Below are 11,999 nucleotides of genomic sequence, written 5' to 3'. Positions count from 1 at the left end.
GTGCGGGGGCGGCCCGGGGTCGGCCGGGATGCGGTCGGCGAGGAACCCGTAGGCGCGTCGCAGTCCGGGGTCGGTCTGGGAGCGCCACCAGCGTGCGACTCCGTACCAGCCGGGAGCCGCGAGGGCGCCGCCGTGGTGGCGGACGGACAGCCCGGCCGCGAGCACCGCGAACCTCAGCCGCTCCGCCAGCGGCCAGCCGCCGAGGGAGGCCGCGACGAAGCTCGCGCCGAAGACGTCCCCGGCGCCCGTCGCGTCCAGGACGTCGGTGGCCAGGGCCGGGACCTCGGCGTACTCGCCGGTGATCTGGTCGACGGCGAGGGCGCCGTCCCCGCCCCGGGTCACCACGGCGACCGGCACCAGTTCGGAGAGCGTGCCGAGTGCGGCCACCGCGCTGTCGGTGCGGGTGTAGGCCATCGCCTCGGCCTCGTTCGGGAGGAAGGCGTGGCACAGGGCCAGTTGCTCCAGCAGGGCCGTCGGCCACTCCTGGGCGGGGTCCCAGCCGACGTCGGCGTAGATCTGGGTGCCGTCGGCGGCGGCCTTGGCGAGCCATTCGCGCGGCTCGGCCTCGAGGTGCACCAGGGCGGTCCGCGCGCCGGGCGGGTCGCCCATCAGCGCGTCCTGCGAGTACGGCGGCTCCTGTCCATGGGTGAGCAGGGCCCGGTCGTGGCCGTGGGCGACGGAGACGGTGACCGGGGTCGGCCAGCCGTCCGCCGTACGGGAGAGCGAGAGGTCGACGCCTTCCTGGTCGCGCAGGACCTCGCGGCAGTGTGCTCCGTAGAAGTCGTCGCCGAACACCGTGGCCAGGGAGGTCCTGAGGCCGAAGCGGGAGGCGGCCACGGCCAGGTTCGCGATGCCGCCCGGGCCGCAGCCCATGCCGCCGGTCCAGATCTCCTCGCCCGGGGTGGGCGGCTTGCCGAGGCCCGTGAGGACGAGGTCGTAGAAGAGCAGCCCCGTCAGCAGCACATCGGGCCGGTCATCGTCCACGGATGTGTCCTCTCGCTCAGGGCTTTGACGGAGATCGTCAAAACTCTTCATTTCTGTGAGCGGAATCGTGCGCTGCTCCGAGGGATTGGTCAATACCCGAGCAGAAATAAGCATGGCGATGATTGGAGATGACGAGTAATGTGCACCGCGTGCTGGCAGAACGACGACACCAACTCATCCTGCGCGCCCTGCGCGCCGGCGGGCCCGCGGCCGTGACCGACCTCTCGGAGCAACTGGGGGTGAGTCCCGCCACCATCAGGCGTGACCTGGTCAAACTGGAGGAAGACGGACTGCTCACACGCGTGCACGGCGGCGCCGTCGTGGAGGAGGGCGACCAGCCCTTCGCCGAGGTCGCCGAGGTGCGCGTCCACGAGAAGGACGCCATAGCCGAACGCGCCGCCGCGATGATCGAGGACGGCCAGTCGGTGCTGCTGGACATCGGCACGACGGCCTACCGGCTCGCCCGGCAGCTGCACGGACGCCGGCTCACCGTGATCACCAGCAACCTGGTGGTCTACGAGGAACTCGCCGACGACGAGGGCATCGAGCTGGTGCTGCTCGGCGGCATGGTCCGCCGCGAGTACCGCTCCCTGGTCGGCTTCCTCACCGAGGACAACCTGCGCCAGCTGCACGCCGACTGGCTCTTCCTCGGCACCAGCGGTGTGCGGCCCGGCGGGCAGGTCATGGACACGACGGTCGTGGAGGTGCCGGTCAAGCGCGCCATGATCAAGGCCGGCGAGAAGGTGGTGCTGCTCGCCGACGCGGCGAAGTTCCCGGGGAACGGCATGGCGAAGGTCTGCGGCCCTGAGGAACTGGACGCGGTGGTGACCAACGAGCCGGTCGACGCGGCGACGCGGGCCTCCTTCGAGGAGGCGGGCGTCGAGGTCGTCGTCGTGGGAAGGGTGCAGACGTGAAGCCATTCCCGGCCGAGGCGGCCGGGCTCCCGGCCCGGGCGGCCCCGCCCTTCGGTGAACAGCAAGGTCACACACCCCCGACACCGGCCGGGCCGGAACCGGCCCGGCGTCGTGAAGCGAGTTCAAGGAGGTGGCGCGTGCCCGGTTCTCACGACGTGCCGCGCACAGCCTGCCGAATCGGAGGAACGCGGTGAAGCTGACGATTCTGGGCGGCGGAGGATTCCGCGTGCCGCTGGTGTACGGAGCGCTCCTCCAGGACCATGCCGAGGGCCGGGTGACCCGTGTCGTCCTGCACGACCTGGACGCCGGACGGCTGTCGGCGGTGACACGCGTCCTCGCCGAGCAGGCGGCCGGCGTCCCCGACGCGCCCGAGGTGAGCGCCACCACCGACCTCGACGAGGCCCTGCGCGGCGCCGACTTCGTGTTCTCCGCGATCCGCGTCGGCGGCCTGGAGGGACGCGCGAACGACGAACGCGTGGCCCTGGCCGAGGGCGTGCTGGGCCAGGAGACGGTGGGCGCGGGCGGCATCGCCTACGGCTTGCGCACGGTCCCGGTCGCCGTCGACATCGCGCAGCGGGTGGCCCGGCTCGCGCCCGACGCCTGGGTCATCAACTTCACCAACCCGGCCGGACTGGTCACCGAAGCCATGTCCCGCCACCTCGGCGACCGCGTCATCGGCATCTGCGACTCCCCGGTCGGCCTGGGCCGCCGCATCGCCCGGGTGCTCGGCGTGAAGAACCCCGGCGAGGCGTGGATCGACTACGTCGGCCTCAACCACCTCGGCTGGGTCCGCGGCCTGCGCGTCGCCGGCCGCGACGAACTGCCGCGCCTGCTCGCCGACCCCGACCTGCTCGGCTCGTTCGAGGAGGGCAAGCTCTTCGGCACCGACTGGCTGCGCTCCCTCGGCGCGATCCCCAACGAGTACCTGCACTACTACTACTTCAACCGCGAGGCCGTACGGGCCTACCAGCAGGCCGAGAAGACCCGCGGCGCCTTCCTGCACGACCAGCAGGCCCGCTTCTACGCCGAGATGAAGAACCCGCAGGCCCCCGCCCTCACGGTCTGGGACCGCACCCGCGCCGAGCGCGAGGCCACCTACATGGCCGAGAACCGGGAGACCGCGGGCGCCGGCGAACGCGACGAGGACGACCTGTCCGGCGGCTACGAGAAGGTGGCCCTCGCCCTGATGCGGGCGATCGCCCGGGACGAGCGCACCACCCTGATCCTCAACGTCCGCAACCGGCGCACGCTGTCGGTCCTGGACACGGAGGCCGTCATCGAGGTCCCCTGCCTCGTCGACGCCAACGGCGCCCACCCCGTCACCGTCGACCCGCTGCCCGGCCACGCCACCGGCCTGGTCTGCGCGGTCAAGGCGGTCGAGCGAGAGGTGCTGGCCGCCGCCGACTCCGGCTCCCGCGCGACGGCCGTGAAGGCCTTCGCCCTGCATCCGCTCGTCGACTCCGTCAACGTGGCCCGCAGGCTGGTCGAGGGCTACGCCGAGGTCCACCCCGGGCTGGCGTACCTTAGGTGACCGTCGATCGGTAAGCGCTTTCCCTCGCCGCTTCCCGCCCGCTCGCTCTTACCGCTTCCTGGAGACATCCCATGCACGACGAAAGCCGCCGCATCGAGGAGCGCGTGCAGCGCCTTCACGACCAGCGCATCAAGACCGCGGTCTACGCGGCCACCGTCCCCTTCGAAGTGGAGGCCTGGCAGGCCCCGGGGGAACCGGTCCCGTTCGAGGAGGCCGCCGCAGCCTCCTACGAGCCGTTCGCGATGGGCACCCCGTGGGGCCCGCCCTGGGGCACCACCTGGTTCCGCATGCGCGGACAGGTGCCCGCCGAGTGGGAAGGCAAGCGCGTGGAGGCCGTCATCGACCTCGGGTTCGTCGGCGACTGGCCCGGCAACCAGGCCGAGGCCCTCGTCCACCTCACGGACGGCACCCCGCTGAAGGCCGTCAACCCGCTCAACCAGTACGTGGCGATCGCCAACCCGGCCCAGGGCGGGGAGACGGTCGACTACCTGGTCGAAGCCGCCTCCAACCCGGACATCCTCGCGGACAACTTCTCGAGGCCCACGCCCCTCGGCGACAAGCTGACCGCGGGCGACAAGCCCCTCTACACCTTCCGCTCCGCCGACATCGCCGTCCTCGACGAGGAGGTCTGGCACCTCGACCTCGACGTGCAGGTGCTGCGCGAGCTGATGCTGGAGCTCGGGGAGCACGACCCGCGCCGGCACGAGATCGCCCACGCCCTCGACCGCGCGATGGACCGGCTCGACCTGGACGACGTCTCCGGCTCGGCCGCCGCCGTGCGCGAGGCGCTCAAGCCGGCGCTGTCCAGGCCCGCGCACGCCAGCGCGCACACGATCTCCGGCGTCGGCCACGCCCACATCGACTCCGCCTGGCTCTGGCCGATCCGCGAGACCAAGCGCAAGACGTCCCGCACCTTCTCCAACGTCACCTCGCTCGCCGACGAGTACGACGACTTCATCTTCGCCTGCTCCCAGGCCCAGCAGTACGAGTGGGTCCGCGACCACTACCCCAAGGTGTGGGCCCGCATCCAGGAGTCGGTCAAGAACGGCCAGTGGGCGCCCGTCGGCGGCATGTGGGTCGAGTCCGACGGCAACCTGCCCGGCGGCGAGGCCGTCGCCCGCCAGTTCGTCCACGGCAAGCGGTTCTTCATGGACCACTTCGGCATCGAGACCAAGGGCGTCTGGCTGCCGGACTCCTTCGGCTACAACGCGGCCTACCCGCAGATCGCCAAGCTCGCCGGGAACGAGTGGTTCCTCACCCAGAAGATCTCCTGGAACCAGACCAACCGCTTCCCCCACCACACCTTCTGGTGGGAGGGCATCGACGGCACCCGCATCTTCACCCACTTTCCGCCGGTCGACACCTACAACGCCCGCTTCAGCGGCGAGGAGATGTCCCGCGCGGTCCGCAACTACTCCGAGAAGGGCGGCGCCTCCCGCTCCCTGGCCCCCTTCGGCTGGGGCGACGGCGGTGGCGGCCCCACCCGCGAGATCATGGAACGGGCCCGCCGGCTGGCCGATCTGGAGGGCTCCGCGAAGGTCGTCGTCGAACACCCCGACGAGTTCTTCGCCAAGGCCCGCGAGGAGTACCCGGACGCGCCCGTGTGGGTCGGCGAGCTCTACCTGGAGCTGCACCGCGCCACCTACACCTCCCAGGCCCGCACCAAGCAGGGCAACCGCCGCTCCGAGCACCTCCTGCGCGAGGCCGAACTCTGGGCGACCACGGCCGCCCTGCACGCGCCGGGCTACAGCTACCCGTACGAGAAGCTGGACCGGCTGTGGAAGACGGCGCTGCTGCACCAGTTCCACGACATCCTGCCCGGCTCCTCCATCGCCTGGGTGCACCGCGAGGCCGAGGCCGAGTACGCCCGCGTCGCCCGGGAACTGCACGCCCTGACCAGCGAGGCGGTCGCCGCCCTGGGCGCCGGCGCTCCCCGCGTCTTCAACACCAGCCCCTACGACCGGGCCGAGGTGGTCCGCAGCGCCGACGGCACACCGGTGTACGTGGAGGTGCGCGCGAGCGGCTCCGCGCCCCTGGCCGACGCCGCGCCTCCGCAGCCGGTGACGGTGGACGGCCGCGTCCTCGACAACGGCCTGGTCCGCGTGGAGGTCGCCGAGAACGGCACCCTGTCCTCCGTCCGCGACCTGCGGGCCGGCCGCGAGGTGCTCGCCGAGCCGGGCAACCTGCTCCGCCTGCACACCGACCTGCCCAACTACTGGGACGCCTGGGACATCGACAAGCACTACAAGAACCGCTACACGGACCTCCTGGACGCGTCGTCCGTCACGGTCGTCGAGCAGGACCCGCTGGTCGGCGCGATCCGTGTCGAGCGGTCCTTCGGCAAGGGCTCCACTATCACCCAGACGATCAGCGTCCGGGCCGGCAGCCCCCGCATCGACATCGAGACGGACATCGACTGGCACGAGACGGAGAAGATCCTCAAGGCGGCCTTCCCGGTCGACATCCGCGCCCCGCACTCCTCCGCGGAGATCCAGTTCGGCCACATCCAGCGCCCCACCCACACCAACACCAGCTGGGAGTCGGCCCGCTTCGAGGTCTCCGGCCACCGCTGGGTCCACCTGGCCGAGCCCGGTTACGGCGTCGCCGTCATCAACGACTCGACGTACGGCCACGACGTCTCCCGCACCGTCCGCGAGGACGGCGGCACCACGACCACCGTCCGCCTCAGCCTGGTCCGCGCCCCGCGCATCCCGGACCCCGAGGCCGACCAGGGCCGTCACCGCTTCACCTACGCGCTGCTGCCCGGCGCGACCGTCGAGGACGCCGTCGCCGAGGGCTACGCCCTCAACCTCCCGCTGCGGGTGGCCGACGCGGCCGGCGCCCCCGAACCGGTCGTCTCGGCCGAGGGCGAGGGCATCACCGTGGAGGCGGTCAAGCTCGCCGACGACGCCTCCGGCGACGTCGTCGTACGGCTCTACGAGTCCCGCGGCGGCCGGGCCACCGGCACCCTGCGCACCGGGTTCCCGCTGGCCGGCGCCCAGATCACCGACCTGCTGGAACGCCCGCTGGAGGACGCGGAGATCACCGACGGGGCCGTCGCCCTCACCCTGCGGCCCTTCCAGATCCTCACCCTGCGCCTGCGAAGGAGCTGACCTCATGGCCATGCAGCCGTGGTTCGAGGACGCCAAGCTCGGCATCTTCGTCCACTGGGGCATCTACGCCGTCGACGGCGTCCAGGAATCCTGGTCGTTCTACGACGACATCGTTCCGCACGAGAGGTACATGTCCCAGCTCGACCGGTTCACGGCCGCCCGCTACGACCCGCGCGACTGGGCGAGGCTCTTCGCGCGGGCCGGCGCCCGGTACGCCGTCCTGACCAGCCGCCACCACGACGGGGTTGCCCTGTGGGACACCGCGTACGGCGAGCTGAACGTGGGCCGTGACCTGATCGGCGGCTACGCCGAGGCCCTGCGCGAGCAGGGCCTCAAGGTCGGCCTCTACTACTCCCACTCCGACTGGAACCACCCCGACTACGCCTCCACCCGCAAACCCGGCCGCCCGCCGGAGCTGGAGGACAACCGCTACTCCGAGGTCGCCGCCGAGTTCGAGGACCTGGAGGCCTGGGAGAGGTTCCTCGCCTACCGCGACGGCCAGATCCGCGAGCTCACCCGCCGCTACCGGCCCGACCTGATGTGGTTCGACGGCGAGTGGGACCGCAGCGAGGAGCAGTGGCGCATCCCCGAACTCGCCGCCCTCATCCGCTCCGAGGTGCCGGACGTCGTCTTCAACGCCCGCATGCTCAGCGAGGGCGACTACGCCACCCCCGAGCAGGGCGCCCCCGTCATCCCCCCGGACGGCCCCTGGGAGCTCTGCCTCACGATCAACGACTCCTGGGGCCACCAGCACCACGACCACCACCACAAGTCCGTCGACCAGCTGATCCGCTACTTCACCGAGACCATCGGCGGCGGAGGCAACCTGCTGCTCAGCGTCGGCCCGCGGGAGGACGGCACGATCACGGACGAGCAGGCCCGGCGGCTGGAGGGGCTCGGCGACTGGATCGCCCGGCACACCGAAGCCGTGTACGGCACCGTCCGAGGACTCCCGCCCGGGCACCACTACGGCCCGAGCACCCTCTCCAAGGACCGCCGCACCCTCTACCTGACCGTCTTCGACGCCCCGCGCGCCGAGATCAACGTCCGTGGATTGCTGAACAAGGTCAGCCGGGTCTCGGTCCTGGGCAGCGGCACCGAACTGCCACACGAGGTCACCGGCGGCCTCCACGAGACACCCGGAATCCTCTGGATCGCACCACCGGCGGCGGCAGACCTCGACCCGCACGCCACGGTGCTGGCCGTCGAACTGGAAGGAGAACTGGAGCTGTACCGGGGCGGGGGCCGCTTCTGACGCCGAGGGCGCGGTCGGCGCGCCCGCCCACCTGCACACCGAGGCGTCCCGCACGCCTTCGCCGCAGCGCCGGGGGCGACAGCCGACGTGCTGTTCGTCTTCACCCGGGCGCCGCACGCTTCGACTACCGCGGCTACTGGGCAGGGTGATGCACGGCGAGGCCGACCCGCAGGAGATCAAGGACTCCTCGGAACGCTTCGACAACCACTACGTCGACAGCCCGGTGTGGCGCGAGGCGCTCGCGGCCAGGCCCGGGAGCGGCGCCGCCTGAGCCGCCGACCCGACGGCGCCGGCCTGCTCGGGCGCAGCGGGCGAGGGCACCGCCGGGAGCGGCTCGGCCACCTCCGGCCGCTGCTGCGGCAGCGACACCGGTCGCAGCGGACGCGGCCCCGACACCACCGTGTAGTCCTGGCCCAGGAACGGCGGGACGACCTCTCCCGGGTCCTCGCCGAGGGCCAGCTGCACGGCGGCCCAGGGGGCGTTGACGCCGCACAGCGACAGCTGGTGCAGGCCGCCGGCCGGGCGGGTGTTGACGTCCATGAGGACCGGCCGGTCGCCGAACATCCGGAACTGGATGTTGGACAGGTAGTGCAGACCGAAGCCCTCCGCGATCCGCCGGGCCGGGTCCAGCCACTGTTCGTGCAGAGTGAAGCCCCGGCGGCGGCCGTTCTTCGTGCGGCCCACCGCCAGCCGGACCCGGTTGTCCGGACCGGTCAGGCAGTCCACCGACACCTCGGGCTGCTCCAGACGCGGCATCACCAGCCAGTCGACCGGCTCCTCGGCCTGCCGCAGCGCCTCCAGCACCAGGTCGAGCGGCACGTACGGGCTGGGGAACCCGCTCAGATGCATCAGGGAGAAGGGCGTACGCGTGATCACCCGGAACCCCACCCCGCCGGCCCCGGACGCCGGCTTGAAGCAGGCCTTGTGCCCGCTGGACTCCAACTCCTCGACGGCTGCGACGAGTTCGTCTTCCGAGCGGACCCGGTACCACGGCGGAACCGGGACGCCGATCGCCTGGACCGCCTCATAGGCGATCACCTTGTCGTGGAAGACGGCCACGGCCTCGGGCGGCGGCGCCAGCACCGCGGTGCCGGCCGCCTCGAACTCGGCGCGGTGCGCCACGATCGCCGACTGGTGCAGCCGGGGCACGAACACGTCGATGCCGCGCCGCGCGCACTGGTCCAGCGCGAACTCGACGTACCCGGCCGGGGACAGGTTCTCGGGCTCCAGCTCGGCGGTGTCGGCGGCGGCCAGCACCGGCGAGTCGGGGTCGCCGTGGGTGGCGTGGATCTCCACGGCCCGATCGCTGGGATTTCTCCGCAGCTGATCCATGAAGAACACGTTCTCCGCGTACGTGCGGTTGAGCCAGACGCGTACGCGAGAGACCATGCAGGCCGCCTTTCACGGTTCGCGGGCAGGGCTGAGCAGCCCGTGCCCGGGCAGGAAAATGGAGGGACACCAAACCGCCCCTGTGAAAGGGAAGTTCGTAGCGGTGGTGTTGGGCCAGATCATACGGCTTCGGCGAGCCCTGTCGTGCAACGCGCGTGTGAAGGAATTCTCCGCCCACGGCCCCCGGGCCGCTCTTGCTCCCCGTCACGCGGATGTGATCTCTTGGTGACGTCCGGGTGCGCGCGGAGGGGGCGAGAGGTGACGTCGACGGCCGGTGGTGCCGCACAACTGCTGGCCATCAGCGATCTGCACATCGGTTACCCGGAGAACCGTGCCCTGGTCGAGGGCATGCGGCCCGGGACGGACGAGGACTGGCTGCTCGTGGCCGGTGACGTCGCGGAGACCGTGGCGGACGTCCGCTGGGCCCTGGAGACGCTCGCGGGCCGCTTCCGCAAGGTCGTCTGGGTGCCCGGCAACCACGAGCTGTGGACCCATCCGAGCGACGCCGTCACCCTGCGCGGTGTCGACCGCTACACGTACCTGGTCGAGCTGTGCCGCGAACTCGGCGTGACGACACCCGAGGATCCCTACCCCGTCTGGGACGGCCCCGGTGGCCCGGTCGCCGTGGCCCCGCTGTTCCTGCTGTACGACTACTCGTTCCTGCCGGCCGGCTGCACCACCAAGGAGCAGGGCCTGGAGTACGCGCAGGGCACCGGGATCGTGTGCACCGACGAGTACCTCCTGCACCCCGACCCGTACCCGAGCCGGGAGGCCTGGTGCCGGGCCCGGGTCGCCGAGACCGAACGCAGACTCGCCGAACTCCCCGGCGACCTGCCGGTGATCCCCGTCAACCACTACCCGCTGCACCGGCATCCGATGGACGTGCTCTGGCACCCCGAGTTCGCCATGTGGTGCGGCACGGACCTGACCGCCGACTGGCACCGCAGGTTCCGCGTGCACACCATGGTCTACGGCCATCTGCACATTCCCCGCACCACCTTCCACGAGGGCGTGCCCTTCGAAGAGGTGTCGGTGGGCTATCCGCGCGAGTGGAGCAAGCGGGCCCAGCCGCCGGGGCGGCTGCGGCGCATCCTGCCGAGGGAGGGCGAGGAGCGGTGATCGAGGAACTGCTGCCGGACGCGGTGGTCACGGTGGAGGCGTACGGCCACGAGGACGCGGAGACCCCGCTGTACCCCGAGGAGGCGGCGCTCGTGGCCCGGGCGGTCGCCAAGCGGCGCAGGGAGTTCGCCGCCGTGCGCTCCTGCGCCCGCAGGGCCATGGAGAAGCTCGGTGTGCCGCCGCAGCCGATCCTGCCCGGGGAGCGCGGCGCCCCCCGCTGGCCGGCCGGTCTCGCCGGCAGCATGACCCACTGCGACGGCTACTGTGCCGCGGCCCTGGTCCGGGCCGGTGACCTGGCCTCCCTCGGCATCGACGCCGAGGTCCACGGGCCGCTGCCCGAGGGCGTCCTGCCGTCCGTGGCCCTGCCGGCCGAGGCGGACCGGCTGCGCGGGCTCGCGGCCGAACGCCCCGACATCCACTGGGACCGGTTGCTGTTCAGCGCGAAGGAGTCCGTCTACAAGGCGTGGTTCCCCCTCACCGGGAAGTGGCTGGACTTCATGGAGGCCGACATCGAGCTCACCGCCGACGGCACCTTCCGCGCGGCGCTGCTCGTCCCCGGCCCGTGGGTGGGCGGCCGCCGCCTCAGCCACTTCGACGGCCGCTGGACGGCGGGGCGGGGTCTGATCGCGACGGCGATAGCGCTGCCGCCCGGCTGACCCCTCCCCACACGATCCGGCCGGGGCCCGCCGCACGGCTGACACCGCGCCCCGACCCGGCCAGGGAGCCCCGGGTCAGGGACCGGGCTCCGGGCACCAGTTCTCCAGGAGACGGAAGAACGCCTCCTCGTTGCCGGTCAGCCCCGCGCGCTCCAGGGCCTGCTCCGCCTCGGCGAGCACCGCGGGCGGGACGAGCGGCGGGCCGCCCTCCAGGTCGAAGGCGGCGCGGACGGTGTGCAGCAGCCGCAGATAGGCCTGGACGGCGGTGCGTTCACGATCGGTCAGAACGGCGGTGGGCATCGGTCGGCTCTCCCCGTGTCGGCGTCGTCGGTCCCGCGCCCTCGCGGCGCGCACGCCCCGCACAACGGTGGCGCCCCTCCAGCTTGCCGCCCACCACTGACAATCCGGTCCCCTCGCCCTCCGGTTCGCCCGCTCGGCGGAGGCGAACCGCACCACGTCGCCGTGGCGGCGGCCCGTCAGCCCTGCGGTCCGCGATACCCCAGAGACGCCTCGATCCGACCCGCCAGATGATCGCGCTGCACCGGCCCCCGCGCCGACGAACCCGCGAGCCACGCCCGGCACTTGCTGGCGAGCAGCAGCCCGAAGCTCTCCGCCTCCATCTCGTCGTCGAGGTCGAAACGGGTGCGCGCGGCGACCTTCAGCACCGTCGCCTCGAGGTCGGCGCCGTCGTGGAGCAGTCGGGCCGCCACGGCCGCGCCCTCGACGTGGTGGGAGCAGTGCCCGGCCTTCATGTGCCACAGCTCGTGGCCCAGGATCACCAACTGGTGGTCGGGAGCGGTGCGTTCCTCGATCACCACGAGGTCCTGGTCGGCCATGTCGAGCCAGAGCCCGCTGGCGGTCCCGGGCGGGAACGCGGCCGTACGGAAGAGGACGCGGCGGCCGCGGCGTCTGCTCATGCCGTCGCACAGAGCGGCGTACAGCTCCTCGGGCCGGGCCGGCGCGGGGAGGGTCAGCTCCGCGACCAGCTCGCCGCACAGGCGGCGCATTTCCTTACCGATGCCCACAGTTCTCCCCACG

At 72.0% G+C, this 11,999-nt stretch carries 10 protein-coding genes; 6 read left to right on the top strand and 4 right to left on the bottom strand.

Annotated features, from left to right (window positions below; translation table 11 throughout):
- Positions 1 to 984: carbohydrate kinase family protein (locus tag K4G64_RS19265; RefSeq protein ID WP_221757259.1), on the bottom strand; the 984-nt coding region annotated here is incomplete at its 3' end.
- A gap of 149 nt (positions 985 to 1,133) precedes the next feature.
- On the opposite strand from K4G64_RS19265, the gene K4G64_RS19260 reads away from it, so the two are divergent.
- The 4 genes from K4G64_RS19260 to K4G64_RS19245 all read left to right on the top strand — a co-directional run bounded on the left by K4G64_RS19260 (position 1,134) and on the right by K4G64_RS19245 (position 7,797).
- On the top strand, positions 1,134 to 1,898 hold the full coding sequence (locus K4G64_RS19260; protein WP_221757258.1) for a DeoR/GlpR family DNA-binding transcription regulator: 765 nt from the start codon (positions 1,134 to 1,136) through the stop codon (positions 1,896 to 1,898).
- 190 nt (positions 1,899 to 2,088) lie between these two features.
- Entirely contained in the window at positions 2,089 to 3,429 is a 1,341-nt protein-coding gene (locus K4G64_RS19255; RefSeq protein ID WP_221757257.1) for a 6-phospho-beta-glucosidase, read from the top strand.
- A 71-nt stretch (positions 3,430 to 3,500) separates the two neighbouring features.
- Positions 3,501 to 6,542: a glycoside hydrolase family 38 C-terminal domain-containing protein gene (locus K4G64_RS19250; protein WP_221757256.1), complete on the top strand. Its 3,042-nt coding sequence runs from the start codon at positions 3,501 to 3,503 to the stop codon at positions 6,540 to 6,542.
- A 4-nt stretch (positions 6,543 to 6,546) separates the two neighbouring features.
- The gene (locus K4G64_RS19245) at positions 6,547 to 7,797 is read left to right on the top strand and encodes an alpha-L-fucosidase (protein ID WP_221757255.1); all 1,251 of its coding nucleotides are present in this window, start codon (positions 6,547 to 6,549) and stop codon (positions 7,795 to 7,797) included.
- 207 nt (positions 7,798 to 8,004) lie between these two features.
- Here K4G64_RS19245 and K4G64_RS19240 read toward each other — a convergent pair whose 3' ends face one another.
- On the bottom strand, positions 8,005 to 9,186 hold the full coding sequence (locus K4G64_RS19240) for an ATP-grasp domain-containing protein (RefSeq protein ID WP_221757254.1): 1,182 nt from the start codon (positions 9,184 to 9,186) through the stop codon (positions 8,005 to 8,007).
- Between the two features lie 258 nt (positions 9,187 to 9,444).
- On the opposite strand from K4G64_RS19240, the gene K4G64_RS19235 reads away from it, so the two are divergent.
- Both K4G64_RS19235 and K4G64_RS19230 read left to right on the top strand, forming a co-directional pair.
- Positions 9,445 to 10,305: a metallophosphoesterase gene (locus K4G64_RS19235; RefSeq protein ID WP_221757253.1), complete on the top strand. Its 861-nt coding sequence runs from the start codon at positions 9,445 to 9,447 to the stop codon at positions 10,303 to 10,305.
- Positions 10,302 to 10,961 carry a 4'-phosphopantetheinyl transferase superfamily protein gene (locus K4G64_RS19230; RefSeq protein WP_221757252.1) on the top strand — a complete coding sequence of 220 codons (660 nt, stop codon included), beginning with the start codon at positions 10,302 to 10,304 and terminating at the stop codon, positions 10,959 to 10,961. Before K4G64_RS19235 ends, K4G64_RS19230 begins: the two co-directional genes overlap by 4 nt.
- Positions 10,962 to 11,036: 75 nt before the next feature.
- Here K4G64_RS19230 and K4G64_RS19225 read toward each other — a convergent pair whose 3' ends face one another.
- The gene (locus tag K4G64_RS19225) at positions 11,037 to 11,261 is read right to left on the bottom strand and encodes a hypothetical protein (protein WP_030841139.1); all 225 of its coding nucleotides are present in this window, start codon (positions 11,259 to 11,261) and stop codon (positions 11,037 to 11,039) included.
- Positions 11,262 to 11,437: 176 nt separating this feature from the next.
- Positions 11,438 to 11,968 (bottom strand): toxin-antitoxin system, toxin component, encoded by a 531-nt coding sequence (locus tag K4G64_RS19220; protein ID WP_221757262.1) that lies wholly within the window; start codon positions 11,966 to 11,968, stop codon positions 11,438 to 11,440.
- Positions 11,969 to 11,999: the final 31 nt, after the last annotated feature.

The organism is Streptomyces sp. WAC04114, assembly GCF_019733245.1.
GTDB classification, from domain to species: Bacteria; Actinomycetota; Actinomycetes; order Streptomycetales; family Streptomycetaceae; genus Streptomyces; species Streptomyces massasporeus_A.
Note: the sequence above shows the minus strand (reverse complement) of the source record. Positions and strands in the feature narration are given on the sequence as shown.